The organism is Pantoea sp. JV6 (assembly GCF_025910055.1).
Classification (GTDB): domain Bacteria; phylum Pseudomonadota; class Gammaproteobacteria; order Enterobacterales; family Enterobacteriaceae; genus Pantoea; species Pantoea agglomerans.
Window position 1 is genome coordinate 15,819 of the sequence record NZ_JAPCIM010000002.1, and the last position, 25,841, is coordinate 41,659.

At 55.2% G+C, this 25,841-nt stretch carries 25 protein-coding genes, 4 tRNA genes and 1 other RNA gene; 15 read left to right on the forward strand and 15 right to left on the reverse strand.

The window, feature by feature from the left end; translation table 11 throughout:
• Positions 1–5: 5 nt before the first annotated feature.
• The 3 genes from tal to amiA all read right to left on the reverse strand — a co-directional run bounded on the left by tal (position 6) and on the right by amiA (position 3,188).
• Positions 6–956 (reverse strand): transaldolase, encoded by a 951-nt coding sequence (gene tal, locus OK412_RS00785; RefSeq protein WP_010259954.1) that lies wholly within the window; start codon positions 954–956, stop codon positions 6–8.
• Between the two features lie 368 nt (positions 957–1,324).
• Positions 1,325–2,239, reverse strand: a complete 915-nt coding sequence (gene hemF, locus OK412_RS00790; protein ID WP_010259951.1) for an oxygen-dependent coproporphyrinogen oxidase — start codon at positions 2,237–2,239, stop codon at positions 1,325–1,327.
• Between the two features lie 100 nt (positions 2,240–2,339).
• Positions 2,340–3,188, reverse strand: a complete 849-nt coding sequence (gene amiA / locus OK412_RS00795) for an N-acetylmuramoyl-L-alanine amidase AmiA (RefSeq protein ID WP_061703712.1) — start codon at positions 3,186–3,188, stop codon at positions 2,340–2,342.
• 207 nt (positions 3,189–3,395) lie between these two features.
• On the opposite strand from amiA, the gene OK412_RS00800 reads away from it, so the two are divergent.
• The 10 genes from OK412_RS00800 (at position 3,396) to OK412_RS00845 (ending at position 12,169) form a co-directional block, all read left to right on the forward strand.
• Entirely contained in the window at positions 3,396–3,821 is a 426-nt protein-coding gene (locus tag OK412_RS00800) for a GNAT family acetyltransferase (RefSeq protein ID WP_003848834.1), read from the forward strand.
• The gene (locus OK412_RS00805; protein WP_010259942.1) at positions 3,811–4,278 is read left to right on the forward strand and encodes a DUF2919 family protein; all 468 of its coding nucleotides are present in this window, start codon (positions 3,811–3,813) and stop codon (positions 4,276–4,278) included. Before OK412_RS00800 ends, OK412_RS00805 begins: the two co-directional genes overlap by 11 nt.
• A 65-nt stretch (positions 4,279–4,343) precedes the next feature.
• On the forward strand, positions 4,344–4,961 hold the full coding sequence (locus OK412_RS00810) for an RpoE-regulated lipoprotein (protein WP_264352580.1): 618 nt from the start codon (positions 4,344–4,346) through the stop codon (positions 4,959–4,961).
• 253 nt (positions 4,962–5,214) lie between these two features.
• On the forward strand, positions 5,215–6,231 hold the full coding sequence (locus OK412_RS00815) for a sulfate ABC transporter substrate-binding protein (RefSeq protein WP_192072746.1): 1,017 nt from the start codon (positions 5,215–5,217) through the stop codon (positions 6,229–6,231).
• Positions 6,231–7,064, forward strand: a complete 834-nt coding sequence (cysT, locus tag OK412_RS00820) for a sulfate/thiosulfate ABC transporter permease CysT (protein WP_010259932.1) — start codon at positions 6,231–6,233, stop codon at positions 7,062–7,064. The genes OK412_RS00815 and cysT overlap by 1 nt, the downstream gene beginning before the upstream one ends.
• Positions 7,064–7,939, forward strand: a complete 876-nt coding sequence (gene cysW, locus OK412_RS00825) for a sulfate/thiosulfate ABC transporter permease CysW (RefSeq protein WP_010259929.1) — start codon at positions 7,064–7,066, stop codon at positions 7,937–7,939. Before cysT ends, cysW begins: the two co-directional genes overlap by 1 nt.
• A complete protein-coding gene (gene cysA / locus OK412_RS00830; protein WP_010259925.1) occupies positions 7,929–9,017 on the forward strand; it encodes a sulfate/thiosulfate ABC transporter ATP-binding protein CysA in 1,089 nt (362 codons plus the stop codon). The genes cysW and cysA overlap by 11 nt, the downstream gene beginning before the upstream one ends.
• Before the next feature lie 81 nt (positions 9,018–9,098).
• Positions 9,099–9,983 carry a cysteine synthase CysM gene (cysM, locus tag OK412_RS00835; protein WP_033772372.1) on the forward strand — a complete coding sequence of 295 codons (885 nt, stop codon included), beginning with the start codon at positions 9,099–9,101 and terminating at the stop codon, positions 9,981–9,983.
• Between the two features lie 168 nt (positions 9,984–10,151).
• On the forward strand, positions 10,152–10,832 hold the full coding sequence (locus OK412_RS00840) for a response regulator transcription factor (protein ID WP_010671364.1): 681 nt from the start codon (positions 10,152–10,154) through the stop codon (positions 10,830–10,832).
• Positions 10,829–12,169, forward strand: coding sequence for an ATP-binding protein (locus OK412_RS00845; protein ID WP_010259915.1), 1,341 nt, complete (start codon positions 10,829–10,831; stop codon positions 12,167–12,169). The genes OK412_RS00840 and OK412_RS00845 overlap by 4 nt, the downstream gene beginning before the upstream one ends.
• A 61-nt stretch (positions 12,170–12,230) precedes the next feature.
• On the opposite strand, the gene crr is transcribed toward OK412_RS00845, so the two are convergent.
• From crr to cysZ, 5 genes are all read right to left on the reverse strand, one after another.
• Complete coding sequence (gene crr, locus OK412_RS00850; RefSeq protein ID WP_010259911.1) at positions 12,231–12,731, reverse strand: PTS glucose transporter subunit IIA; 501 nt, start codon at positions 12,729–12,731, stop codon at positions 12,231–12,233.
• Between the two features lie 42 nt (positions 12,732–12,773).
• Positions 12,774–14,501: a phosphoenolpyruvate-protein phosphotransferase PtsI gene (gene ptsI / locus OK412_RS00855; protein ID WP_010259908.1), complete on the reverse strand. Its 1,728-nt coding sequence runs from the start codon at positions 14,499–14,501 to the stop codon at positions 12,774–12,776.
• A gap of 161 nt (positions 14,502–14,662) precedes the next feature.
• A complete protein-coding gene (gene ptsH, locus OK412_RS00860; protein WP_003848868.1) occupies positions 14,663–14,920 on the reverse strand; it encodes a phosphocarrier protein Hpr in 258 nt (85 codons plus the stop codon).
• A 387-nt stretch (positions 14,921–15,307) separates the two neighbouring features.
• Positions 15,308–16,276: a cysteine synthase A gene (gene cysK, locus OK412_RS00865; RefSeq protein ID WP_010671366.1), complete on the reverse strand. Its 969-nt coding sequence runs from the start codon at positions 16,274–16,276 to the stop codon at positions 15,308–15,310.
• A gap of 141 nt (positions 16,277–16,417) precedes the next feature.
• Entirely contained in the window at positions 16,418–17,185 is a 768-nt protein-coding gene (gene cysZ, locus OK412_RS00870) for a sulfate transporter CysZ (RefSeq protein WP_264352581.1), read from the reverse strand.
• A gap of 218 nt (positions 17,186–17,403) precedes the next feature.
• Between cysZ and zipA the strand changes: the two genes are divergently transcribed.
• The 3 genes from zipA to OK412_RS00885 all read left to right on the forward strand — a co-directional run bounded on the left by zipA (position 17,404) and on the right by OK412_RS00885 (position 20,717).
• Positions 17,404–18,402: a cell division protein ZipA gene (gene zipA, locus OK412_RS00875; protein ID WP_207091446.1), complete on the forward strand. Its 999-nt coding sequence runs from the start codon at positions 17,404–17,406 to the stop codon at positions 18,400–18,402.
• A gap of 76 nt (positions 18,403–18,478) precedes the next feature.
• Positions 18,479–20,506 (forward strand): NAD-dependent DNA ligase LigA, encoded by a 2,028-nt coding sequence (gene ligA, locus OK412_RS00880; protein WP_022624163.1) that lies wholly within the window; start codon positions 18,479–18,481, stop codon positions 20,504–20,506.
• A complete protein-coding gene (locus tag OK412_RS00885) occupies positions 20,499–20,717 on the forward strand; it encodes a DUF3820 family protein (RefSeq protein ID WP_003848878.1) in 219 nt (72 codons plus the stop codon). Before ligA ends, OK412_RS00885 begins: the two co-directional genes overlap by 8 nt.
• A gap of 27 nt (positions 20,718–20,744) precedes the next feature.
• Here OK412_RS00885 and OK412_RS00890 read toward each other — a convergent pair whose 3' ends face one another.
• A complete protein-coding gene (locus OK412_RS00890) occupies positions 20,745–21,758 on the reverse strand; it encodes a bile acid:sodium symporter family protein (protein ID WP_124890186.1) in 1,014 nt (337 codons plus the stop codon).
• A gap of 95 nt (positions 21,759–21,853) precedes the next feature.
• Between OK412_RS00890 and OK412_RS00895 the strand changes: the two genes are divergently transcribed.
• Positions 21,854–22,774 (forward strand): LysR family transcriptional regulator, encoded by a 921-nt coding sequence (locus OK412_RS00895; protein WP_010259882.1) that lies wholly within the window; start codon positions 21,854–21,856, stop codon positions 22,772–22,774.
• Here the strand turns inward: OK412_RS00895 and OK412_RS00900 are convergent.
• The 6 genes from OK412_RS00900 to OK412_RS00925 all read right to left on the reverse strand — a co-directional run bounded on the left by OK412_RS00900 (position 22,771) and on the right by OK412_RS00925 (position 24,147).
• Complete coding sequence (locus OK412_RS00900) at positions 22,771–23,112, reverse strand: FlxA-like family protein (RefSeq protein WP_010259880.1); 342 nt, start codon at positions 23,110–23,112, stop codon at positions 22,771–22,773. The genes OK412_RS00895 and OK412_RS00900 overlap by 4 nt on opposite strands.
• A gap of 473 nt (positions 23,113–23,585) precedes the next feature.
• Positions 23,586–23,721, reverse strand: a non-coding RNA gene (locus tag OK412_RS00905) — RtT sRNA.
• Positions 23,722–23,764: 43 nt separating this feature from the next.
• Positions 23,765–23,840: transfer RNA gene (locus tag OK412_RS00910), tRNA-Lys, on the reverse strand.
• Between the two features lie 4 nt (positions 23,841–23,844).
• A tRNA-Val gene (locus tag OK412_RS00915) sits at positions 23,845–23,920 on the reverse strand.
• A gap of 34 nt (positions 23,921–23,954) precedes the next feature.
• Positions 23,955–24,030: transfer RNA gene (locus tag OK412_RS00920), tRNA-Val, on the reverse strand.
• 41 nt (positions 24,031–24,071) lie between these two features.
• Positions 24,072–24,147 (reverse strand) — tRNA-Val (locus OK412_RS00925).
• 272 nt (positions 24,148–24,419) lie between these two features.
• On the opposite strand from OK412_RS00925, the gene gltX reads away from it, so the two are divergent.
• Positions 24,420–25,835 carry a glutamate--tRNA ligase gene (gltX, locus tag OK412_RS00930; protein ID WP_010257834.1) on the forward strand — a complete coding sequence of 472 codons (1,416 nt, stop codon included), beginning with the start codon at positions 24,420–24,422 and terminating at the stop codon, positions 25,833–25,835.
• Positions 25,836–25,841 lie beyond the last annotated feature (6 nt).

Below are 25,841 nucleotides of genomic sequence, written 5' to 3' on the forward strand. Positions count from 1 at the left end.
AAAGACTACAGGCGTGCGGCGAGCACATCTTCCAGCTTCTGCTGGTCAACCGCGAACTGGCGGATGCCGTCAGAGAGTTTTTCAACTGCCATTGGATCCTGATTATGTTCCCAACGGAACTCCGCCTCGGAGAGCGGCGACGGCTGGTGGAAACCTTCAGTTGAAGGCTCCAGTTTGCGCTCAAGCGGCGCATCACTGTTCTGCAACTCTTCCAGCAGGTTAGGTGACAGGGTCAGGCGGTCGCAGCCTGCCAGCGCGATAATCTGCTCCACTTTACGGAAGCTGGCGCCCATGATGATGGTGCTGTAACGGTGCTTTTTGTAGTAATCGTAGATGCGACGCACGGATTTCACGCCCGGATCTTCATCTGCCACGTAGGGGTCCATGGGTTTGCGCGAGTTATACCAGTCGTAGATGCGTCCAACGAACGGGGAGATCAGGAACACGCCCGCTTCGGCACAGGCACGCGCCTGAGCAAAGGAAAAGAGCAGTGTCAGGTTGCACTGAATGCCGTTTTTCTCCAGCTCTTCCGCTGCGCGGATGCCTTCCCAGGTCGAGGCCAGCTTAATCAGTACGCGTGAGCGATCGATACCGTGCTCTTCATACATCCGAATCAGTTTTTCTGCTTTGGTCACACACATGCCACGATCGAAGGAGAGGCGCGCATCCACTTCGGTCGAAACACGGCCCGGTATGCTTTTCAGGATTTCCATACCAAGGTTGATCGCCACTTTGTCGCTGGCGTTGATAATCTGCGTCTCTTTGCTGCCGCCCTGTTTTTTGGCGTACTCAATCGCGTCATCCATCAGGTGTTTATACCCTTCGAGACCGGACGCTTTCAGAATGAGTGAGGGGTTGGTGGTGGCGTCTTCCGGGTGGTAATTACGAATCGATTCGATATCACCACTGTCCGCCACCACGGTGGTGAACTGTTTTAGGGCTTCTAGCTGGTTCATCTCTAAACTCCTTGAAAAGAAAAATGAAAGCGAACAGGGGGCACCTCAGGCCTCGCAGCCGGTCTGTGGCATGTTCTGCTACCGGGAACGCGAACCCATAACATTGCAACAGAGAGTTTCTGATGAAAATGCGGTTTCTCTGATTGTTGCGCTGCGAGGCGGTGCGAAGGAGCCGTCATGCGGTGTTAACCGTGGGGTGCGCCATATTCCATCCTTAAGCATAGCAGTCAGGAGGAATGACGCAGGCCACACTGTAGCAATCTGTGCCCTGTAAAAAAGAAGAGGCCGATCAGGCGAGAGGTAAGCGCAGCGCGGGTTGAGACGCGCGCTGCAGCGGGTTGAGACGCGCGCTGCAGCGGCAGAAACGATCAGACTGGCAGATTCAGCCAGTTCTTCACCGGCAGGAAATCGCGATAGAGGGCGGCTTCAGGTGAGTCGGCATCGGGCTGATAATCATATTCCCAGCGCACCAGCGGGGGCATCGACATCAGGATCGATTCAGTGCGACCGCCGGTCTGCAGACCAAACAGCGTGCCGCGGTCCCACACCAGATTAAACTCCACATAGCGGCCACGGCGGTAGAGCTGGAACTGACGCTCACGATCGCCCCACGGGTGCGCTTTACGGCGCGCCACAATCGGCCGATAGGCATCCATAAAGCCGCGGCCAACCGCCTGCATGAAGCTGAAGCTCTGCTCAAAGTCGGGCGTATTGAGATCGTCAAAAAACAGGCCGCCAATGCCGCGCTGCTCATCACGATGCTTCAGATAGAAATAGTCATCACACCACTTTTTATAGCGCGGATAGACATCCTCGCCAAAAGGCTGGCAGAGGTCAGCGGCGGTCTGGTGCCAGTGCAGCGCATCTTCTTCGAAGCCATAAAAAGGGGTCAGGTCAAATCCGCCACCAAACCACCAGACCGGATCGGCACCCGGTTTCTCCGCGATAAAAAAGCGCACGTTGGCGTGGCTGGTAGGTACATAGGGATTGTTCGGGTGGATCACCAGCGACACGCCCATCGCTTCAAAGCTGCGACCCGCCAGCTCCGGCCGGTGTGCAGTGGCGGATGCCGGCATCTGATCGCCATGCACGTGCGAAAAGTTGACGCCCGCCTGCTCAAACACCGCGCCGTTGCGCAGCACGCGGCTCTGACCGCCGCCGCCGCCAGGACGCTGCCAGCTATCTTCAGCAAACGCTGCGCCGCCATCTTCAGCCGCCAGCTGGTTACAAATCTCATCCTGCAATGCGAGCAGGAACGCTTTTACGCGGGAAATATCAGCCATTTTTTCGCTTATGGTTTGTCAAAGTCTGACGCGATTATACGCAAAACCGCGCCGCTTGCATGAGTGCGGCGAGTCGCACGGCCTGAACCGGCGACACGCATCAGGCGTTGCGCCGATCAAACTCATCAAAGTAATTGACGATGCCGCTGGCAATAGCCGAGGCGATTTTCTGACGAAACGCGGTGGTGCCGAGCAGCTGCTCTTCACGCGGATTAGTAATAAAGGAGGTTTCGACCAGCACCGAGGGGATCGACGGTGACTTGAGTACTGCGAAGGCCGCCTGCTCGGTGTGCTGGCTGTGAAGATGATGAACCGGGCGGATCTGATCCAGTACATGCTTGCCCAGCGTCAGGCTGTTTTTGATGGTGTCCGTCTGCACCAGATCGAACAGAATCTGCTGCAGATAGTGATCCTGCTGCTGCGCTTTCACGCCACCCAGCTTGTCCGCATCGTTCTCCCGCTGTGACAGATAGCGCGCCATCGAGCTGCTGGCACCGCGATTAGAGAGCGCAAACACCGAGGCACCGCTGGCATCGGGACTGGTAAAACCGTCGGCATGAATCGACATAAAGAGATCGGCGCCGTGCTGGTGGGCAATCTCCACCCGCTGATAGAGCGGAATAAAGTGGTCGCTGTCGCGGGTCAGACGCACTTCTATGCGCGGATGGCTCTGTAACTGACGCTGCACGTTGCCGGCAATCTCCAGCACGATGTGTTTCTCTTCGGAACCCTCTTCGCCAACGGCACCAGAGTCGATGCCGCCGTGACCGGGGTCGATCATCACGATACGTTTCCCGTTCTTAGTGGGCGGGGCAGGGCGCGAGTGACGATTTGCACCAGTAAGCGCAGACTGCTCTTTAGCCTGAACCGCGCGCGGCGATAAAATGGCCAGAGCCAGCCCGGAAAGCAGTAACTGACGGCGATGAATCAAACGTTTAAGCAGGTGCATGTGCGGGTCCGGTAACAGGAATCTTGCCGGTGTTATAGCCTAAGGGGCTGCTGCCTGCGATCACAGAACCATTTCAGGGCATTACTTTGTATTGCAGGTCGCGAACAGTAAATTTGCGCTTTTTTATTTGTCGCCCGTCATGGAGGGTTGCGTGCGGCAGAGAATGCGTGATAATCAGCAAATTGTGCTTATTTGCAGGTAAAGAAGATGGAAATCCGCGCCTTCCGCCAGGAAGATTTTGAAGAAGTGATCACCTTATGGGAACGTTGCGATTTGTTACGGCCATGGAACGATCCTGAGCTGGATATCGAACGCAAAATGAATCACGACCCCGATCTCTTTCTGGTCGCTGAAGTGGGCGGCGTGGTCGTGGGCACACTGATGGGCGGCTATGATGGCCATCGCGGCGCGGCTTACTATCTGGCCGTGCATCCCGACTATCAGGGACGCGGCTTTGCGAATGCGCTGATGAACCGTCTGGAGAAGAAGCTTATCGCGCGCGGCTGTCCGAAACTGCATCTGATGATCCGCGAAGAGAATGATCAGGTAGTGGCGTTCTATGAGAAGCTTGATTATGAGCCGGTCGATGCGCTGCTGTTTGGTAAACGTTTGATCGAAGATCGTGAATACTAAGCCGTCACCGGGCTATCTGCCGGACGAGTATGACGCCAGAGGGCAGCTGCGGCTGCCGTTTCTTTTTTGGCTGATCCTGTTACTCCAGGCACGGACCTGGCTGCTGTTGGTAATGGCCGGGGCGTCACGGCAGCAGGGCAACGATCTGCTGGCGCTGTTCTATCCGGATCGTCAGGCGTTCTGGATCGGCCTTGCGCTGGGTTTACCGGCGCTGGCAGGCCTGCTGCTGACTGGCTATCGCACCCGCCTGCCGCGACTCTGGCAGCACTGGCGCAGCGTGCTGGCGCTGTCGCTGCTGGTGAATCTGCTCTGGCAGGGAATGCAGTTTGTGCAGGGCGATCTGCTCACCTCACCGCTGCCATTGCTGCTGACGTTGTTTGACCTGCTGGCGCTGATCTGGCTGCAATCCAGTCGCCGCTGTCGCGACTGCTTTCTGCCCGAACATCATCTTCACTAAACTTTTTGTCGCTTTGCGACTCCAATCAGTTCCGCCTTTCCGGCATCGCATTTACAGGAGTTCTCATGAAAGCTGTTCGTTCCACGCTACTGATCGCCGCCGTTGTACTGAGCGGCTGTGCCAGTTCGGGTTCCGGCGCTGACAGCAGCCAGCAGGCAAGCTGGTGGAATCCGCTGACGTATCACTGGTCTTCGGCGCTGCCGTGGAACTGGTTCGGTTCCTCGCTGACCGCGACAGAACAGGGTGTGGGTGGGTTAACTGCCTTGACCGCCATGAAAGAGGACGCGATTAATGCCGGACTGAACGGTGACTATAGCCTGCGTCAGGGCATGCGCAGCCAGAATGGTCAGGTGGTCTCTTTCTGGCAGGCGCTGGATGATGGCAACGTTAAGCTGGTGATTTACGGGCAGTCGCAGGTCGAACGTATTGAGGTCATGGACAGCGCAATCGCCAGCAGCGATGGCAGCAAAGTGGGTGATCTCTTCAGTAATAAGTTCAGCAAAGCCTTCGACAACTGCACCTTAGCCAGCGGCACCGATGCGCGTGACGTGGCATGCCGTGCGCCTGGCAGTCAGCATCTGACCTATGTTTATCAGGGTGACTGGCATGGACCGGAGGGATTAATGCCCTCGGACGATACGCTGAAAAGCTGGAAAATCAGCAAGATTGTCTGGCAGCGTTAATCCCTCGTCTTCAGCGCGCCGCCCGTCAGGCGGCCGCTGAGCCTCTCAAAACCTTTGCCGGCGCGCACGGCACGGGGTTCCTCCTACCCATCGGCTTTTGCTGATTTCTGCATAAACAGTGCCGTCGTCTTATGCTTTTTTCGACTTTGAAATCATCAAACGATATATAAAACCGTTACTGGTTTTCACTGAGTTATAAATAAACTGGTGCCTCAGCGGGTGAGATCCGCATCAAACTTTTTCAGGGTGCCAAATGACATTACAAGCGATGAAAAAAATCGTGAGCGGTATCGCGTTGTCGCTGAGCCTGGCCGGCGCAGCCAATGCCACTGAACTCCTCAATAGCTCTTACGATGTTTCGCGGGAGCTGTTTGTCGCCCTGAATGCTCCCTTCGTTAAGCAGTGGGATGCCAGCCATCCCAGCGATCCACTGACCATTAAGATGTCGCACGCCGGTTCATCGAAGCAGGCGCTGGCAATCCTGCAGGGACTGCGCGCGGATGTCGTCACGTACAATCAGGTTACGGATGTGCAGGTGCTGCACGATAAAGGCAACCTGATTGCCGCAGACTGGAAAAGCCGTCTGCCGAATAACAGCTCGCCTTTCTACTCCACCATGGCGTTTCTGGTGCGCAAAGGAAATCCAAAACAGATTCACGACTGGTCAGATTTGACCCGCAGTGATGTGAAGCTGATTTTCCCGAATCCGAAAACCTCCGGGAATGGCCGCTACACCTATCTGGCCGCCTGGGGCGCAGCGGAGAAAGCGGACGGGGGCGATCAGGCCAAAACCCGTGCCTTTATGACGCAATTCCTGAAAAACGTTGAAGTGTTCGACACCGGCGGTCGCGGTGCGACCACGACCTTTGCTGAGCGTGGCCTGGGCGACGTATTAATTAGCTTTGAGTCCGAAGTGAATAACATCCGCAACCAGTACGGCAAAGATGAGTATGAAGTGGTGGTGCCGAAAACCAACATTCTGGCGGAGTTTCCGGTGGCATGGGTGGATAAAAACGTCACCACCAATAAAACCGCTGATGCGGCCAGCGCTTATCTGAACTATCTCTACACGCCTGAAGCGCAGAATATTATTACTCACTACTACTATCGCGTGAACAATGCACAGCTGATGGCGGAGCAGAAAGATCGCTTCCCGCAGACCAACCTGTTCCGGGTGGAAGAGGCGTTTGGCGGCTGGGATAAGGTGATGAAGACGCACTTCGTCAGCGGCGGTGAGCTTGATAAGTTGTTAGCGGCGGGGCGCGGATAATGTTTGCAGCCAGCCAGAAACGCGTGTTGCCCGGCTTTGGTCTCAGCCTCGGCACCAGTCTGCTCTTTACCTGTCTGATTCTGCTGCTGCCTATCAGCGCGGTGATCATGCAACTGTCGCAGATGACGCTGCAACAGTACTGGGATGTGGTGACCAATCCGCAGCTGATTGCCGCCTATAAAGTAACGCTGCTCTCTGCAGGCGTCGCCTCACTGTTTAATGCGGTGTTCGGCATGCTGATGGCATGGATCCTGACCCGTTACCGTTTTCCGGGCCGGACGCTGCTGGATGGCCTGATGGATCTGCCGTTTGCACTGCCTACGGCGGTGGCGGGTCTGACCCTGGCCGGACTCTTTTCGGTCAACGGCTGGTATGGACAGTGGTTCGCTCAGTTCGACATCAAAATCTCTTACACCTGGATTGGTATCGCCATCGCCATGGCCTTTACCAGCATTCCGTTTGTGGTGCGTACCGTACAGCCGGTGCTGGAAGAGTTAGGCCCGGAGTATGAAGAGGCGGCCGAAACGCTGGGTGCCACGCCGTGGCAGAGCTTCCGCCGCGTCGTGTTGCCGGAAGTGGCACCGGCGCTGCTGGCCGGAACGGCGCTCTCCTTTACCCGCAGCCTGGGTGAATTTGGTGCGGTGATCTTTATTGCCGGTAACATCGCCTGGAAAACGGAAGTCACCTCGCTGATGATTTTTGTCCGGCTGCAGGAGTTCGACTATCCGGCGGCCAGCGCCATCGCCTCGGTGATCCTGGCGGCATCGCTGATTCTGTTATTTGCGATTAACACATTACAGAGCCGCTTTGGCCGTCGTCTGGGAGGTCACTAATGGCTGAGGTTTCACAGATTAATCACGCTGCACGTCAGCCAGTGAACTGGGGCAAGTGGCTGCTGATTAGTATCGGCGCGCTGATCTCGATTCTGCTGCTGGTGGTGCCGATGGCCTCCATCTTCTGGGAAGCGCTGAATCAGGGGCTCATTGTCGCCCTCAGCAATCTGGCGGATCCGGACATGCTGCATGCCATCTGGCTGACCGTGATGGTGGCGCTGATCACCGTACCGGTTAACCTGGTGTTCGGCACGCTGCTCGCCTGGCTGGTGACGCGCTTTACCTTTCCGGGGCGTCAGTTGCTGCTGACCCTGTTCGATATTCCTTTTGCCGTGTCGCCGGTCGTGGCCGGTCTGATGTATCTGCTGTTCTGGGGCGTTAATGGCCCGGCAGGCGGCTGGCTGGATGCGCATAACATCCAGATTATGTTTGCCTGGCCTGGCATGGTGCTGGCGACGGTGTTTGTGACCTGTCCGTTTGTGGTGCGCGAACTGGTGCCGGTGATGCTGAGTCAGGGCAGTCACGAAGATGAAGCGGCGGTGCTGCTGGGCGCCTCTGGCTGGCAGATGTTCCGCCGCGTAACGCTGCCGAACATTCGCTGGGCGCTGCTGTATGGCATCGTGCTGACCAACGCCCGTGCGATTGGTGAATTTGGTGCGGTCTCGGTGGTATCGGGATCGATTCGCGGTGAGACCTACACGTTACCGCTTCAGGTTGAATTATTGCATCAGGACTACAACACCGTTGGCGCGTTTACCGCTGCCGCCCTGTTAACCCTGATGGCAATTGTGACGCTGTTTCTGAAAAGTATTGTGCAGTGGCGTTTAGAGCAACAGCACAAACGCCTGCAACAGGAGGGAAATCATGAGCATTGAGATTAACAAGATCAACAAATCCTTTGGTCGCACATCGGTGCTGAACGATATCTCTCTGGATATTGCCTCGGGTGAAATGGTGGCGCTGCTTGGCCCATCAGGCTCGGGTAAAACCACGCTGCTGCGCATTATTGCCGGGCTGGAGCATCAGAACAGCGGTCATATCCGTTTTCATGGCAACGATGTCAGCCGCCTGCATGCGCGCGATCGTCAGGTCGGTTTTGTCTTCCAGCACTACGCGCTGTTCCGTCATATGACGGTATTCGACAACATCGCCTTTGGCCTGACCGTGCTGCCGCGTCGTGAGCGTCCTTCAACGGCGGAGATCAAACAGCGTGTTACCCGTCTGCTGGAGATGGTGCAGCTGGCTCATCTGGCGAATCGCTTCCCGGCACAGCTGTCGGGCGGCCAGAAACAGCGTGTGGCGCTGGCGCGTGCGTTAGCGGTTGAACCGCAGATTCTGCTGCTGGATGAACCCTTTGGCGCGCTGGATGCTCAGGTGCGTAAAGAGCTGCGCCGCTGGCTGCGTCAGCTGCATGAAGAGCTGAAATTCACCAGTGTGTTTGTCACCCACGACCAGGAAGAGGCGATGGAAGTGGCGGATCGCGTGGTGGTGATGAGCCAGGGCAATATTGAACAGGTCGGCACGCCAGATGATGTGTGGCGCGATCCGGCGACCCGTTTTGTGCTGGAATTCCTGGGTGAAGTGAACCGCTTTGATGGCGAGATTCAGGGATCACAGTTCCACGTTGGCGCGCACCATTGGCCGCTGGGCTATACCTCGGCCCACCAGGGCGCGGTTGAGCTGTTCCTGCGTCCGTGGGAAATCGACGTGTCACGCCGCAGCAGTCTGGAAACCCCGCTGCCGGTACAGGTACTGGAGGTGAGCCCGCGTGGACACTTCTGGCAGCTGGTCGTCCAGCCTGCAGGCTGGCAAAGCGAGCCGGTCTCGGTGGTGTTTGAAGGTGAGCAGACAGCGCCGATTCGCGGCGAGCGTCTGTTTGTTGGCTTGCAGCAGGCGCGTCTCTATAAGGGCGATACGCCACTGCGCGCAGTTGCCTTTGCACAAAGCGCCTGATATTTTCTCTTCAACACCGGGCGGGAGTGACACTCCCGCCTTTTTTTCGCATCTGGTTTGTAAGATGCCAGGAACCGCACCGTGACGACTCTCGAAAATACCATCGGCAATACCCCGCTGATTAAGTTGCAGCGCCTGACGCCCGCCAACGGCAGCGAGGTCTGGCTCAAGCTGGAAGGCAATAATCCGGCAGGTTCGGTAAAAGATCGCGCGGCCTGGTCGATGATCAATCAGGCAGAGCTGCGTGGTGATATTTCACCTGGCGATCAGCTGATTGAAGCTACCAGCGGCAACACCGGGATTGCGCTGGCGATGATCGCGGCGATGAAAGGCTACCGACTTCGCCTGCTGATGCCCGACAACATGAGTCAGGAGCGGCAGGACGCGATGCGCGCCTATGGTGCAGAGTTAATCCTGGTGCCACGTGAACAGGGCATGGAGGGCGCACGCGATCTGGCGCAGGCGATGGCGGCGCGCGGTGAAGGCCGGGTGCTGGACCAGTTTAATAATCCCGATAATCCGCTGGGTCACTATCAGACCACCGGCCCGGAATTGTGGCAGCAGTCGAACCAGCGCATGACCCATTTTGTCTCCAGCATGGGCACCACCGGCACCATTACCGGCGTAGGACGATATCTGAAAGAGCTCAACACGGGCGTGCAGGTGATCGGTTTGCAGCCCAGCGAAGGCAGCAGTATTCCGGGTATTCGTCGCTGGCCGCTGGCCTATCTGCCGGGGATCTATCGTCCCGATCTGGTCGATGATGTAATGGATATGACGCAAAAGGAAGCGGAAGAGACGATGCGCGCGCTGGCACGCCGTGAAGGCATTTTCTGTGGCGTCAGTTCAGGCGGCGCGGTGGCGGGTGCGCTGCGCATTGCGCAGGCCAATCCTGGCAGCGTGGTGGTGGCGATCGCCTGCGATCGCGGTGACCGTTATCTCTCTACCGGACTCTATCATCAGTAACCTCTGCCAATGCGGAATCAGGCCTGTGCGTGCATTTACTGCCCACAGGCCTTTTTTTAACCCCAATTTTCAGTGCCAGATAGACTGAATCTGTAAGGATCGCGTAAATCAGGCTGCGCGAATGTTCAGCACAGGACAAAATAGCGGCAATTCTCCAGAGAGATAATCATGAAAATTTTGCTTGTTGATGATGATGTTGAATTAGGCACGATGTTAAGTCAGTACCTGATCGGGGAAGGGTTTGATGCCCAGCTGGTTCTGACCGGCAGCGCTGGCGTGCAGGGCGCGTTATCGGGAGAGTTCACCGCCATGATCCTGGACATTATGCTGCCTGACATGAGCGGCATTGATGTGTTGCGTCAGGTGCGCCAGAACAGCCGGATACCAGTGATTATGCTGACCGCCAAAGGCGATAATATTGATCGCGTGATCGGTCTTGAGATGGGCGCGGATGACTATATGCCCAAGCCCTGCTATCCCCGTGAACTGGTGGCGCGTCTGCGCGCCGTATTGCGCCGTTTCGAAGAGCAGGCGCCACAGCCAGACGCCAGAGAGCCGCTGCGCTGGGGAGAGCTGATGCTTAATCCCGCCACCCGCATCAGCGAATGGCAGGGTAAAACCTTTGATCTGACGGCGTCGGAATTTAATCTGCTGGATCTGCTGCTGCGTGCGCCGGACAGAGTGGTGTCAAAAGATGAGCTCTCCGAAAAGGGACTCGGTCGTCCGCGTGAAGCCTATGACCGCAGCGTCGATGTGCATATCAGTAACATTCGTCAGAAGCTCAGTGCATTAACCGCTGACAGCATCAACATCGAAACCGTTCGCAGCATCGGCTACCGTATTCGATGAAGCAGAGTTACCGTGGACGCATGTTCTGGAAGATCTTTATCGGCTTCTGGATCGTTTTCGTCATTATGAGCCAGCTTATCTGGCTCGGCTTTACGCTCTCCGGTAAACGGCATGAACCGCCTGAACTCGTAGCTATCCGTCGTATTGTGGATCTGCAGATGACCTCCGCCGCGTCCGTGCTGGAGCGGGGCGGGCCTGATGCGCTGAATGCGATGCTCTCGGACTGGGATAACAGCGATCGGCAGTTCTTCCACGTCACCCAACAGACAAAGCCGTCCCAATCAGAAAACAGCGGCAACCTGGATATCAGAGGGCGCTTTCCTGAAGAGGTGGTGCGCTGGGTTCGCGGCGCGGATGGCAAAGCCTATCAGCTGCGCTACGACCTGGATGGCATGCGTAAAGACAGCACGCTGAACATGATGCCGCGCAAATTTCTGAATATTCCTGAGCCGATGTTTGTCTTCGCTGGCTCGGTGGGATTGCTGTTCAGTCTGCTGCTGGCCTGGAATCTGACGCGACCTATGCGTCAGCTGCGGGAAGGATTTTCCCGCGTGGCTGAGGGCGATTTAAGCGTGCGGCTGTTTCCGATCATGCGTAAGCGCCACGACGAGATCTCAAACGTCGCTGAAGCCTTTGACGCTATGGTCGAGCGGCTCGATACCCTGGTGCGCGCCCGTGAAGAACTGTTGCATGATATCTCACATGAGCTCCGTTCACCGCTGGCCCGACTGCAGCTGGCGACCGGGCTGGCCAGACAGACGCCAGAAAGTGTGAACAGTTCGCTTGATCGCATTGATGAAGAGGCGCGTCGGCTGGACAAGATGATCGGTGAACTGCTGACACTGTCGCGGGCTGAGCATGAAAGCATCCCGGATGAGCAATATTTTGATCTGACCGGCTTGCTGCAGGCGGTTATTACCGATGTCCGTTATGAAGCGCAGATCCCAGGCGTGCAGGTAGAGTTGCAGGTCGACGATCGGGCTGATTACACCGTGCGAGGCAATGCAGAGCTGATACGGCGCGGAGCAGAGAATGTATTACGCAATGCGCTGCGCTTCTCTCAGCCAGGGCAGCGGATTGATGTTCATCTGCGCGCAGAACAGCAGTGGCTGGTGATTCAGGTGCGCGATCAGGGGCCGGGTGTCGATGAGGATAAGCTCTCCAGCATCTTTGACCCGTTTGTGCGGGTGAATTCGCCGCTGATGGGCAAAGGTTATGGTCTGGGACTGGCTATCGTGCGCAAGGTGGTGCTGGCGCATCATGGTGAGGTTGAGGCAAGAAACCGGCCAGAAGGCGGACTGGAACTGACGCTGCGTCTGCCGCACTGGCAGCCCTGAACAGGCATACAGCAGAAACGATAACGGCACCCGCGGGTGCCGTTATGTTATGAACGAATGCTTACTTTCTGATGCGAATCACCGGCGTTTCGCCGACGGTGACCTGGCCAGTGAGCTTAATCAATTCCTTGATTTCATCCATGTTGGAGATGACAACCGGTGTCAGGGTTGATTTCGCTTTCTCTTCCAGCAACGGCAGGTCAAACTCGATAACCACGTCGCCTTTTTTGACCTTCTGGCCTTCTTCAGCGATGCGTTTGAAGCCTTCACCTTTCAGTTCTACCGTATCGATACCGAAGTGGACGAACAGCTCAATGCCATTGTCTGATTCGATCGAAAAAGCGTGATTGGTTTCAAAAATCTTACCGATAGTGCCATCAACAGGAGCAACCATTTTGTTGCCGCTGGGCTTGATCGCAATACCGTCGCCCACGATTTTTTCTGCAAACACCACATCTGGTACGTCTTCAATGTTCACGATTTCGCCTGACAGAGGCGCTACGATGTCAATTGTCCCAGCGCTATCCGTTTTTTCGCCAAAAAGTTTAGAAAACAAACCCATGATCTTCTCCTAAGCAGTAATTTGGGGCCAGCATCATGCGGATTAGCAGAGCGTTTTTTCCTTAATGAACTTGTTTACCAGGTTCATTAAATCTTCCGCTGTCGGTTGAGCCAGTGCCTGCTCCGCCAATGCCTTCGCATCTTCAAAATTAGTATTACGAATGATTTTCTTGATGCCAGGGATAGAAATGGCACTCATGCTGAACTCGTCCAGCCCCATTCCCAGTAAAAGTAGTGTAGCACGTTCATCACCTGCCAGCTCACCACACATGCCGGTCCATTTACCTTCAGCGTGAGATGCATCAATGACTTGCTTGATTAAGTTAAGCACAGACGGCGCCATTGGGTTGTACAGGTGCGAGATCAAATCATTACCACGATCGACCGCCAGAGTATACTGCGTCAGATCGTTTGTCCCAATACTGAAGAAGTCGACTTCCTTCGCCAGATGATGAGCAATCACGGCTGAAGCCGGGGTTTCCACCATGATGCCGACTTCGATGCTCTCATCAAAGGCTTTACCTTCTTCACGCAACTGCGCTTTCAGCAGTTCCAGTTCCGCTTTCAGGCTGCGTACTTCTTCAACCGAAATAATCATCGGGAACATGATGCGCAGTTTACCGAAAGAGGAGGCGCGCAGGATGGCACGCAGCTGCGCATGCAGAATCTCTTTGCGGTCCATGGCGATACGGATAGCGCGCCAGCCGAGGAACGGGTTCTCTTCTTTTGGCAGGTTCATGTAAGGCAGATCTTTGTCGCCGCCGATGTCCATGGTACGCACGATAACGGCCTGTGAACCCATGGCTTCAGCGACGGCTTTGTACGCCTGGAACTGCTCTTCTTCGCTTGGCAGTGAGTCACGATCCATAAACAGGAATTCGGTGCGGTAGAGACCCACGCCTTCAGCGCCGTTACGTTCAGCACCGGCGATATCGCGCACAGTACCGATGTTGGCGCAGACTTCAACCTGATGACCATCCAGCGTAACGGCTGGCAGATCTTTCAGCTTAGCTAATTCATGTTTTTCCGACAGATACTGGTTCTGTACGGCTTTCAGCTCTTCCTGAATCGCTTCTGAAGGATTGACGTGAATCGCATTGTTAACGCCATCCAGAATCAGGAAATCGCCATTTTTAACCGTGACGGTCACATTGCCGGTACCGACAATGGCTGGGATCTCCAGCGAGCGCGCCATGATTGAGGTATGTGAGGTACGGCCACCCAGATCGGTGATAAAGCCCAGCACCTTCTTCAGGTTCAGCTGTGCGGTTTCTGACGGCGTTAAATCTTTTGCCACCAGAATGGATTCGTCCGGAATAGCGCTCAGGTCAACGATATGCAGACCGAGGATGTTTTGCAGCAGACGCTTACCGATGTCACGTACGTCAGCCGCACGCTCTTTCAGATATTCGTCATCTAACTCCTCCAGTGCTTTCGCCTGGCCATCGATGACCGAGTAAGCAGCAGCATCGGCAGAAGCGTGATCTTTTTTGATCAGGTCGATGATTTCCTGCTCCAGCTCTTCATCTTCCAGCAACATAATGTGGCCTTCGAAGATTGCTGCTTTCTCTTCACCGAGGGTTTCACCCGCTTTGACGCGAATCGCTTCCAGTTGTAATGCCGCTTTGCTGCGGCCATCGAGGAAGCGCTGAACTTCCTGCTCAACCTGGTCATCAGAAATTTTCTTGCGGTTGATGACGATCTCGTCTTCTTTCAGCAGCAGTGCTTTGCCGAAAGCGATACCTGGTGATGCTAAAATGCCTGAAATCATAACGCTACCTTTTAATCACGATGGCTGATGGGACTCTGTGCGGTGCCATTGTCGCGGGACACGTACTCTACGAAAGCAATAACGCGGACAGGTTGTCCGCGATCAAGATGTTTGCACTCAATGGCGCAGAGGAGTCGATTTGCTGGAGAGCTGAGCGGAGATTACTCCAGTTCAGCCATCAGTTTGACCAGATGCTCAACTGCTTTCTGCTCGTCTTCACCTTCCGCGGAAAGGGTCACAACCGTTCCCTGGGTTAAACCCAGTGTCTGCAGCTTGAACAGGCTCTTCGCGCTCGCTGATTTACCGTTAGAGGTCACGGTAATTTCTGACTGGAAAGCTTTGGCTTCTTTAACGAATTGCGCAGCTGGGCGAGTGTGCAGACCGTTTGGTGCAGTAATGGTAACTTCTTGCTGGAACATTCTATTTCCCCAACGTTATCAGGATGAGTGTTATGGATCTAAAGTCTAGCCTGGAGCCTTTACTTTAGCCTGTGTAGGTGCGCGGGTATAGCTTCATGCTGACCAAAGACGCGCATGCGTCAAATCTACAGTCCGTTGCGTCTCAAAACCGATTCTACACGTCACCGGTTAATTATGCCGTGATTCGCCGTTTCACTGAATCCGTAAATCGATTCAGCTTGATCCACTTCAAACGCGGATTAATTTCAGGCATCGAAATAATTGGCAGTCTAAATACCAGAGCGGCGTCACTGAAATCAATCTGCCGGGTGATGAAAGTGAGATCTGCACCACAAAAAAGCACCCGATTGGGTGCTTTTTTCTCCATTTTCGGACTATCGGCCTCTGCTACTGAAGCTCTTTTTCAGTGAAGAGATCGGCAAACAGGGCGGTACTCAGATAGCGTTCACCGGAGGAGGGGAGGATCACCACAATATTTTTGTTGGCGAAGGCTTCATCTTCCTGCAGCTTCAGCGCCGCGGCAACGGCAGCACCGGATGAGATACCGGCCAGAATACCTTCCTCTTCCATCAGCCGACGCGCCGTACTGATCGCCTCTTCATTGGTGATGGCCACGACGCGGTCCACCAGATTCAGCTCAAGGTTGCCCGGGATAAAGCCTGCGCCGATACCCTGAATTTTGTGTGGGCCGGGCTTGATCTCATCGCCCGCCAGCGCCTGAGCAATCACCGGGGAATCGGTCGGCTCAACCGCGACGGTAATCAGATCTTTTTTGCCTTTGGTGTTTTTGATGTAGCGGCTCACGCCGGTCAGCGTACCGCCGGTGCCGACACCGGCAATAAAGACATCCACTTCGCCGTCCGTGTCTTCCCAGATTTCCGGGCCGGTGGTCTTTTCATGGATTTCCGGGTTGGCCGGGTTGCTGAACTGCTGCAGCAGCACATATTTATCCGGATTGCTGGCAACAACCTCTTCAGCTTTGCTGATGGCACCTTTCATGCCTTTGGTGCCTTCGGTCAATATCAGCGTCGCGCCCAGCGCCTTCAGCAACTTACGGCGCTCCACTGACATGGTTTCTGGCATCGTCAGCGTTAATTTATAACCACGCGCTGCGGCGACATAGGCCAGAGCAATACCGGTGTTGCCGCTGGTCGGTTCAACCAGTTCAACACCCGGTTTCAGAATACCGCGTTTTTCTGCGTCCCAAATCATATTGGCACCGATACGGCATTTTACGCTGAAGCTCGGGTTACGGGATTCAACTTTCGCAAGGATGCGGCCGTTACCGATGCGGTTCAGTCGAACCAATGGCGTATGACCAATTGTCAAAGAGTTGTCTTCATAGATCTTACTCATAGCCTGTCCTTAACTGTATGAATTATTGGGAACCCTATGAGCATACCTTTTCTGCCTGGTGGCGGAAGGAAAGAAATCGTATATCTATATGTCGCCCGGCAATAAGCCCTGCTAAAAAGAGCATAAGGCGCACTGATGAATTTAGCGCAACTCATCACGTGCCAGCGTTGGCCGGTAGCGATCGACCCACATGGCGGTGGCACCGCAGACGGCAACCGGCATGATCACCAGGTTCAGAACCGGGATCATGGTGAACAGACTGATTAGCGCGCCAAACTGCATATTGGCCGTTTTGTGCTGACGCAGGGCGTTGCGCATCTGCTGAAACGGCACTTTGTGGTTATCGAACGGATAGTCGCAATACTGGATGGACAACATCCAGGCGCTGAACAGGAACCACAGCACCGGCGCAACGGTCTGGCCAAAGCCAGGAATAAAGTAGAGCAGCAGCAGTCCCAGCGCGCGAGGCAGGTAATAACCCAGTTTTTGCAGTTCGCGCTTCATGATGCGTGGCACATCCTTAATCATCCCAGCCCAGCCGCTGTCCGGCAGGGGCTTGCCTGTCAGGCGGCCTTCCAGTTGCTCGGCCAGCAGGCCGCAAAACGGAGCGGCAATTAAGTTTGCCAGGGTCGAAAAGAAGTAGCTAAACACCAGCACAATCGCAATCACCGACAGCGGCCATAACAGATAGCTCAGCCACTGCAGCCAGTCCGGAATATGGGCCATCAGACGCGGGATCCAGTCACCGAGACGATAGAAAAGCCAGATGAAAGCGCCACCCAGCATCACGATATTGATCAGCAACGGCATCACCACAAAGCGGCGAATGCCAGGCAGACGTACCAGTTTCCAGCCCTGGCTAAAGTAGTGCATGCCGTTAAAATTTGAGACGGAATTCTCAATGGCCATAAAGCCAGTTCTCCTGAAGATGTTAAGGCGCGCCCACTATAACCTGGCTTTTTCTCCAGGCCAGGTGCCGTTTGGGTAAAAAAACAGCGAAAAAGCGTGGGTTGCCTATCTTATTTGTCAGAAAATAGTGCACAGACTTGCACTTGTGTAGCAGGGCAAATACAGTTAGAGGATAAAGTTTGCCGCGGTGGCAAGGTATTGGAACAACAGAGAATACAATGATGCAGGATTTGCGTCTGATATTAATCGTTGTTGGCGCGATCGCCATTATAGCGCTCCTTCTTCACGGGCTGTGGACCAGCCGTAAAGAGCGTTCGTCAGTGTTCCGCGATCGCCCGCACAAACGTCTAAAACAACGTGATGAAAATGATGAGCAGGACCTGATTGACGACGAGGATGATGGCGTCGGCGAGGTTCGCGTTCGTTCTGATCGCAACGTACATCAGGAACCGCGTTTCGATGAGATTCGCGAGCCACAGCCAGAAGCGCCGCGTAAGCCTGCGCCCGCTGAGCCTGTGCGTCAGCCTGCGCCACGACCCGCACCGCAACCCGAACCTGAAAGCGACCCGCTTTTTAACACGGCACCGCAGCCTGCTCCGAAGTCGCGCCCTGAACCGGTTCGTCAGCAGCCCGCACCCACTTTTGTCGCGCCGCCCGTTCAGGCCGACCCGCTGCTGGATCTCGACCCGCTGGAATCTGTACAGCCAGCACCACAGTACCAGGCAGAACCTGAGCCGCAGCCTGAAGTGACACCGGCGCCCGCGCCGGCACAGCCTGCTGCTAAAGCGCCAGCGGAAAAACCGAAAGAAGCGGTACTGGTGCTGCATGTTGCCGCACATTCGGGCGGTGAACTGAACGGTGAGGCACTACTGCAGGGTATTCTCCAGGCGGGCTTTCAGTTTGGTGAAATGAACATTTTCCATCGTCATCTCAGTCCGGCTGGCAGCGGCCCGGTATTGTTCAGTCTGGCCAATATGGTTAAGCCGGGCTCGTTCAATCCTGATCTGATGACCGATTTCAGCACGCCTGGCATCTCTATCTTCATGATGGTGCCTTCTTATGGCGATGCGAATCAGAACTTCAAGCTGATGCTGCAGTCGGCTCAGCGTATCGCTGATGATGTAGGTGGCGTGGTGCTGGATGATGAGCGTCGCATGATGACACCACAGAAGCTGGAAACTTACAAAGCGCGTATCCGCGATGTGGTTGGCGTCTGAGACCTGCGCTAAACGCTATCTGAATTGTTAAAAACAAACCCCCGCCTGTCGGGGGTTTTTTATCTGATGGGGCTTTATGAAATCCGTCCAGGATCACATCACCGAACTGCGCACCACGTTGCGCCATCATGAATATCTCTATCACGTTATGGATGCGCCGGAAGTGCCGGATGCTGAATACGATCGTCTGATGCGTGAACTGCGTCAGCTGGAGGAGGAGCACCCGGATCTCATTACGCCAGACTCGCCGACACAACGCGTGGGTGCCGCGCCGCTGACGGTCTTCGAGCAGGTGCGCCATGAAGTCCCGATGCTGTCGCTTGATAACGCCTTTGATGAAGCCACGTTTATGGCTTTCAACAAGCGGGTGCAGGATCGCCTGAAAAGCAGTGACGACATAACCTACTGCTGTGAACTCAAGCTTGATGGCGCTGCGGTCAGCCTGATGTATGAAAATGGTCTGCTGGTCCAGGCCGCAACGCGCGGTGACGGCACAACCGGCGAGAACATTACCGCCAATGTCCGCACCATTCGCGCTATCCCGCTGCGGCTTAAAGGCGACAACATTCCGGCACGGCTGGAAGTGCGTGGCGAAATATTTATGACGCAGCGCGGCTTTGAAAAGCTGAATGAGGAAGCACGCCGGACTGATGGCAAAGTCTTTGCTAATCCGCGCAATGCAGCAGCCGGTTCTCTGCGTCAGCTGGATCCGCGCATTACCGCCAAACGTCCGCTGACCTTCTTCTGCTACGGCTTTGGCCTGCTGGAAGGCGGTGAGATGCCGCACAGTCACATGGGGCGTCTGCAACAGTTTAAAGCCTGGGGCCTGCCGGTCAGCGACCGCATTAAGCTGGTGCACAACGCAGAAGAAGCCCTGGCCTTCTATCGTGATATTGAACAACAGCGTCCGAATCTGGGTTTTGATATTGATGGCGTGGTGATCAAAGTCGATTCACAGGAACTGCAGGAAAAGCTGGGCTTTGTGGCGCGCGCGCCGCGCTGGGCGATTGCCTTTAAATTCCCGGCACAGGAACAACTGACCTGGGTGCGGGACGTCGAATTTCAGGTTGGCCGCACCGGGGCTATCACACCGGTGGCTCGCCTTGAGCCGGTGCAGGTCGCGGGCGTTATCGTCAGCAATGCCACGCTGCATAACGCGGATGAAATCGAGCGGCTGGGATTACGCATCGGGGATCGGGTGGTCATTCGCCGCGCCGGTGATGTGATCCCGCAGGTGGTCAACGTGGTGCTCGCCGAGCGCCCTGAACAGACGCGTGAAGTCCTGTTCCCGGCACACTGTCCGGTTTGTGGTTCCGAGGTTGAACGGGTCGAAGGGGAATCGGTCACGCGCTGCACGGGCGGTTTAATCTGCGGTGCTCAGCGCAAAGAGGCGCTGAAGCATTTTGTCTCGCGCCGGGCACTGGATGTTGATGGCATGGGCGATAAGATTATCGACCAGCTGGTGGAGAAAGAGTACGTCAACACACCTGCGGATCTGTTCCGTCTCACGGCGGGCAAACTGACCGGACTGGATCGCATGGGGCCGAAATCGGCGCAAAACGTTGTCGACGCGCTGGAGAAAGCGAAATCGACTACGCTGGCGCGTTTCCTCTATGCACTGGGCATTCGTGAAGTGGGTGAAGCCACCGCTGCCAATCTGGCTAACCATTTTGGTGAGTTGCAGAAGGTCATGGATGCCGATCTTGAGGCGCTGATTGCGGTGCCGGATGTCGGCAAAGTCGTTGCGGCACACGTGCGCAACTTCATGGAAGAAGAAAGCAACCGTGAGGTTATCCGCCAGCTGGTCGAGGATATCGGTATTCACTGGCCGCAGGTGGTGGTGGTGAGAGCCGAAGAGATCGACAGTCCGTTCGCGGGTAAAACGGTGGTGCTGACTGGCTCACTGTCGCAGATGAACCGCGATGATGCCAAAGCGCAGCTGATCGCGCTGGGCGCAAAAGTCAGCGGCAGTGTCTCGAAGAAAACCGATTTGCTGATTGCCGGTGAAGCGGCTGGTTCAAAGCTGGCGAAAGCAGCGGAGCTTGGCATTGAAGTGATTGATGAAGCGGAAATGATCCGCCTGCTGGGAGCCTCAGATGGATGAACATCAGCTGGTGGCGATAGCCAATACGCCTATGCCGTTTGGCAAATATAAGGGGCGGATGCTGATCGATCTGCCTGAGCCTTATCTGCTGTGGTTTGCCCGCAGTGGGGACTTTCCGTCTGGTCTGCTGGGTGATCTCATGCAACTCACCCTGACAATAAAAATTGAGGGTCTGGAAGGGTTAGTTAAACCGCTTCAGACCCGCAAGTAACGCTGCCCGCACTGGCGGGCAGCCGATCTATTTCTGAGACTCCATCACCGAATCCTTGACCTGCACAGCCTGCTGCTGCTTCTCATTGGTCTTCTTATAACGTCCGGCAATAAATGAGCAGACCATCAGCTGTACCTGATGGAAAATCATCAGCGGCAGCACAATAATCCCCACGGTACTGGCCGGGAACAGGATATTCGCCATCGGCACGCCATTCGCCAGACTCTTCTTCGAACCACAAAACAGCACCACAATCTCATCGGCGCGTTTAAAGCGGAACAGACGCGAGGCCAGCAGGTTGATAATCAGCACGGCGGTCAGCAGGATGATTGAGCCTGCCACAATCCACAGCAGCGTAATCAACCCAACGCGATGCCAGATGCCGTTAACCACCGCTTCACTGAAGGCGGAGTAGACCACCAGCAGAATGGAGGTCTGGTCGGTTTTGCCAATCAGGCTGCGGTGCTTTTCAACCCAGCCCCCGATCCAGCGCCGTGAGAGGTGTCCCAGCACGAAAGGCACCATCAGTTGCAGCATAATCTTCCCGATCTGCTCCAGTCCATCGCTGGGCGCGCTGCTGTGAATATCCATCACCAGGTTCACCAGCAACGGCGAAATAAACACACCCAGCAGGCTTGATGCAGAGGCGCTGCATACCGCTGCCGCAACGTTACCGCCCGCCATGGAGGTAAACGCGATAGCGGATTGCACGGTCGCAGGCAGGATACAGAGGTAGATAAAGCCGGTATAAATTTCCGGGCCGACATTAACCGGATGCCACCAGACCAGCAACAGACCCAGCACCGGAAACAGCACAAAGGTGCTGAACATAATCCACAGATGCAACCGCCAGTGACTGCTGCCTGAGATGATCTTTTCACGCGACAGCTTGGCACCATGCATAAAGAACAGCAGTGCTATCGCTGCCGTCGCGAGATAGCTGAATATATCAACGTAGATCCCTCTGGCTGGCAGAAAAGAGGCCAGCAGCACGGTGATGATGAGTTTAATCATCATCGGATCGAGTTTTAAAAATCCCATTGTTAAATTCCGGTAAATTTTTCAATAGCGCGATTGTGCGTGAAACCTGTTTAGAAATAAAATTGATTTATTGAATTAATCTATGAGCAGAATCGATGAATTACACCCTGCGTCAGTTACGAACCTTTATTGCGGTGGCTCACTATGGCGGATTCAGCCAGGCGGGGCAGGCGATAGGTCTGAGTCAGTCGGCGGTCAGCCACAGTATTAAAGAGCTGGAAGCGGAAACCGGCGTGCGATTGCTGGATCGAACCACCCGGGAGGTGATGCTGACTGAAGCGGGAAAACAGCTGGCGTCACGCATGGAGCGCCTGCTGGAGGAGATTCATACCACGCTGCTGGATATCCGCAGTTTTGGCGAACAGCGCAGTGGTACCGTCAGGGTGGCAGCCAGCCAGACCATTTCCGCTCATCTGATGCCGCAATGTCTGGCTGCCAGCCAGCAACACTTTCCTGACATCAAAGTGATACTGCACGATCGCGCCCAGCAGTGGGTGCTGCAAAGTGTGCGTAACGCCGAAGTCGATTTCGGGATTGTGATTGGGCCACTCAGCGACAGCGATTTTGACAGCATCGCGATTCTTGATGAGCCTTTCCTGCTGTTATGCCGTGATGATGATCCGCTGGCGCAGGTGGAAAGGGCAGAGTGGTCAATGCTGGATGGCCGCACCATGGTGCTTCAGGACTACGCTTCGGGCAGTCGGGTCCTCATTGATGCGGCGATGCAGCAGCAGAATATCAGGGCTGAAGTCGTTCAGGAGATTGGTCATCCCGCTACGCTGTTTCCGATGGTGCAGGTGGGGATCGGCATCAGTATTCTGCCCGCGCTGGCGTTACCGTTACCGGCGGATCGCGCATTAACGGTGCGGCGTCTATATCCGGAAATCAATCGCAGCCTTACGCTGATCAAGCGTAAAAACCGTTCGCTGACGCCTGCTGCCGAAGCGATCTGGCAGGAGGTGCGCCAGCAGGCGACGCTGCTGGCGCAACAACGCGAGGCCAGGCCCGCATTTTAGATGTAGACGTCAATTTTGTTGGTGTCGGTAGGGCGGTTAATCCCGTCTGCTTTGCTCTCACTGACGGATGAGCTGTCACTCTTTGGCTGATCCTGCTCGGCCTGCTTCTGTTCCAGCTGAGCAATCTGTGCCTGCAGCATGGTGATTTGTGACTGATACATCTGCTGCATTTCAGACTTCTGTTCGTCAGTCAGTTCTTTGTTGTCGGCCAGCTCTTTGACTTGCGTTAAGACGTTCTGAATCTGTTTATTCAGCGCCGCGACCTGCGAGGCAACACTGCCGCCACCGCTGTCACCGCCACTGACTGCACTGCTTAGAATTCCGGAAATTGAAGACATCATTTTTCTCCCTGTAAGTTGTCAGATACGTTATCGGCACGCTGTGAAACGACTTGAGAGCTGAAATTGTTAAGGTTGCGAAAAGGTGAGAGCTTATCTGTTAAGCCAATGTCAGTGCAGCAGAAAAAAAACAGGCACCAAAAGGGCTAAAAGACAGCAGATAAGCTTAAAGCGAGGGGAGCACAGGCCTGTAGCAAAGCATCGCGGGACAGGGACAAAAACGCCGGGAGCGTTTTTGAACAACGCAAAGCGTTGGCCCGTCTGCGGGCGCACCTCAGGGATGAGGTGCGTAATCGCCCGCGCTGAGCCTGCCATGGATGGCGATTTTGCGTCTTTGCGAAAGGCCTGTGCTCCCTGAGCCAGCACTTTGTTTAAAGTCTGAAATAGCTGGAAAAAGCAGTTCCACTCTGAAGCGCAGGAAATCTCTCAATAGCAGAAACGAAAAAAGCGCCTTAAGGCGCTTTATTCTGAATTGGTGGGTCGTGCAGGATAGCCACGGCCCGTCGTGGGCCTCGCCCTGCGGGTGATGCTGTCGCATCAGCCTGAATCGCTCCCGGCGATTCAGTCGAACCTGCAGCAGGTTCTCAGCCTGCACGGTAAAGTCCGAGCCCCGGAAACGAAAAAAGCGCCTTAAAGGCGCTTTATTCTGAATTGGTGGGTCGTGCAGGATTCGAACCTGCGACCAATTGATTAAAAGTCAACTGCTCTACCAACTGAGCTAACGACCCGAAGTGGTGGGTGATGACGGGTTCGAACCGCCGACCCCCTCCTTGTAAGGGAGATGCTCTACCAACTGAGCTAATCACCCACTTCGTACTTCAGTACTACTAACAGGTAAGATATGGTGGGTGATGACGGGTTCGAACCGCCGACCCCCTCCTTGTAAGGGAGATGCTCTACCAACTGAGCTAATCACCCATATCTTCATACCTGTTCACTGCGGGCCACGCTGTTAAGAGTGGTGGGTGATGACGGGTTCGAACCGCCGACCCCCTCCTTGTAAGGGAGATGCTCTACCAACTGAGCTAATCACCCCCGCTGTGTGGAGTCGCATTATAGGGATAGTTGATTTTGAGTCAACGCTTTTTAAAACATAAATGTGCGTTCGGTTTATTTTTAAACACCCTGTCGCGCTTTTAGCCAATGTGCTGGTTTTACTGGCAGAAAAGCCCCTTTTCCCGGGCGGCAACCGGCGGGCATGCATTGAGGATTCACCGTCAGATGCTAGAATGTGCCCACTGTTTTTTCGCGTCTAACCTGTTTTTTGTCATCCAGACAGAGAACCCGCGCATCTAAGGCAATACTCAATGAAAATCAAAACACGCTTCGCGCCCAGCCCGACTGGCTATCTGCATGTAGGTGGCGCCCGTACCGCACTTTACTCCTGGCTCTTTGCCCGTCACAACCAGGGCGAGTTCGTGCTGCGCATTGAAGATACCGATCTGGAGCGCTCCACGCCGGAAGCTATCGAAGCCATCATGGATGGCATGAACTGGCTGAGCCTCGACTGGAATGAAGGCCCTTACTACCAGACAAAACGTTTTGATCGTTACAACGCGGTCATTGATGAAATGCTGGAAGCGGGCACAGCCTATAAATGCTACTGCTCTAAAGAACGTCTGGAAGCGCTGCGTGAAGAGCAGATGGCCAACAACGAAAAGCCGCGTTACGACGGCCGCTGCCGTGACAGCCATGAACATCATGCAGATGATGAGCCGTGCGTTGTGCGTTTCCGCAATCCGCAGGAAGGTTCGGTCATCTTTGACGACCAGATCCGTGGCCCGATTGAGTTCAGCAACCAGGAGCTGGATGATCTGATCATTCGCCGCACCGATGGTTCGCCAACCTACAACTTCTGCGTCGTCGTGGATGACTGGGATATGGGCATCACCCATGTGATTCGCGGTGAAGACCACATTAACAACACGCCACGTCAGATCAACATTCTCAAAGCAATTGGCGCACAGGTTCCGGTCTATGCCCACGTCTCAATGATCCTTGGCGATGACGGCAAAAAGCTCTCCAAGCGTCATGGCGCGGTAGGGGTGATGCAGTATCGTGATGATGGCTACCTGCCAGAAGCGCTGCTCAACTACCTGGTTCGTCTGGGCTGGTCACATGGCGATCAGGAAATCTTCAGCGTGGCCGAAATGGCTGAGCTCTTTACCCTGGATGCAGTCAGTAAGTCTGCCAGTGCGTTCAACACTGAGAAACTGCAGTGGCTGAACCATCACTACATCAATACGCTGCCGCCAGAATATGTGGCGACACACCTGCAGTGGCATATTGAAGAGCAGAAAATTGATACCCGCACGGGGCCGGAACTGGCGAAGCTGGTTGGTCTGTTAGGCGAGCGCTGCAAAACATTGAAAGAGATGGCTGCATCCTGCCGCTACTTCTATGAAGACTTTGCAGAATTTGATGCCGATGCCGCGAAGAAACATCTTCGTCCGGTAGCACGTCAGCCGCTGGAAGTGGTACGCGATAAGCTGGCCGCGATCGAAGAGTGGACGGCTGAAAACGTACATCAGGCTATTCAGAGCACCGCAGATGAGCTGGAAGTCGGGATGGGGAAAGTGGGCATGCCGCTGCGCGTGGCCGTAACCGGTGCCGGTCAGTCACCCGGACTGGATGTGACCGTGGAAGCGATAGGCCGCAGCCGCAGCGTTGCACGTATTGAGCAGGCGCTGGCCTTTATCAGTGAGCGGGAAGCGCAGGCTTAATAAACA

Bases quoted from the DNA above. Each gene is read 5' to 3' on its own strand.
- ptsI (WP_010259908.1), bottom strand. From the start codon at position 14,501: ATGATTTCAGGCATTTTAGCATCACCAGGTATCGCTTTCGGCAAAGCA.
- cysA (WP_010259925.1), top strand. From the start codon at position 7,929: ATGAGCATTGAGATTAACAAGATCAACAAATCCTTTGGTCGCACATCG.
- OK412_RS00815 (WP_192072746.1), top strand. From the start codon at position 5,215: ATGACATTACAAGCGATGAAAAAAATCGTGAGCGGTATCGCGTTGTCG.
- crr (WP_010259911.1), bottom strand. From the start codon at position 12,731: ATGGGTTTGTTTTCTAAACTTTTTGGCGAAAAAACGGATAGCGCTGGG.
- cysK (WP_010671366.1), bottom strand. From the start codon at position 16,276: ATGAGTAAGATCTATGAAGACAACTCTTTGACAATTGGTCATACGCCA.
- OK412_RS00800 (WP_003848834.1), top strand. From the start codon at position 3,396: ATGGAAATCCGCGCCTTCCGCCAGGAAGATTTTGAAGAAGTGATCACC.
- OK412_RS00840 (WP_010671364.1), top strand. From the start codon at position 10,152: ATGAAAATTTTGCTTGTTGATGATGATGTTGAATTAGGCACGATGTTA.
- cysW (WP_010259929.1), top strand. From the start codon at position 7,064: ATGGCTGAGGTTTCACAGATTAATCACGCTGCACGTCAGCCAGTGAAC.
- cysZ (WP_264352581.1), bottom strand. From the start codon at position 17,185: ATGGCCATTGAGAATTCCGTCTCAAATTTTAACGGCATGCACTACTTT.
- ptsH (WP_003848868.1), bottom strand. From the start codon at position 14,920: ATGTTCCAGCAAGAAGTTACCATTACTGCACCAAACGGTCTGCACACT.
- cysT (WP_010259932.1), top strand. From the start codon at position 6,231: ATGTTTGCAGCCAGCCAGAAACGCGTGTTGCCCGGCTTTGGTCTCAGC.
- amiA (WP_061703712.1), bottom strand. From the start codon at position 3,188: ATGCACCTGCTTAAACGTTTGATTCATCGCCGTCAGTTACTGCTTTCC.
- tal (WP_010259954.1), bottom strand. From the start codon at position 956: ATGAACCAGCTAGAAGCCCTAAAACAGTTCACCACCGTGGTGGCGGAC.
- gltX (WP_010257834.1), top strand. From the start codon at position 24,420: ATGAAAATCAAAACACGCTTCGCGCCCAGCCCGACTGGCTATCTGCAT.
- hemF (WP_010259951.1), bottom strand. From the start codon at position 2,239: ATGGCTGATATTTCCCGCGTAAAAGCGTTCCTGCTCGCATTGCAGGAT.
- OK412_RS00890 (WP_124890186.1), bottom strand. From the start codon at position 21,758: ATGGGATTTTTAAAACTCGATCCGATGATGATTAAACTCATCATCACC.
- OK412_RS00885 (WP_003848878.1), top strand. From the start codon at position 20,499: ATGGATGAACATCAGCTGGTGGCGATAGCCAATACGCCTATGCCGTTT.
- OK412_RS00900 (WP_010259880.1), bottom strand. From the start codon at position 23,112: ATGTCTTCAATTTCCGGAATTCTAAGCAGTGCAGTCAGTGGCGGTGAC.
- OK412_RS00810 (WP_264352580.1), top strand. From the start codon at position 4,344: ATGAAAGCTGTTCGTTCCACGCTACTGATCGCCGCCGTTGTACTGAGC.
- OK412_RS00895 (WP_010259882.1), top strand. From the start codon at position 21,854: ATGAATTACACCCTGCGTCAGTTACGAACCTTTATTGCGGTGGCTCAC.
- ligA (WP_022624163.1), top strand. From the start codon at position 18,479: ATGAAATCCGTCCAGGATCACATCACCGAACTGCGCACCACGTTGCGC.
- OK412_RS00845 (WP_010259915.1), top strand. From the start codon at position 10,829: ATGAAGCAGAGTTACCGTGGACGCATGTTCTGGAAGATCTTTATCGGC.
- zipA (WP_207091446.1), top strand. From the start codon at position 17,404: ATGATGCAGGATTTGCGTCTGATATTAATCGTTGTTGGCGCGATCGCC.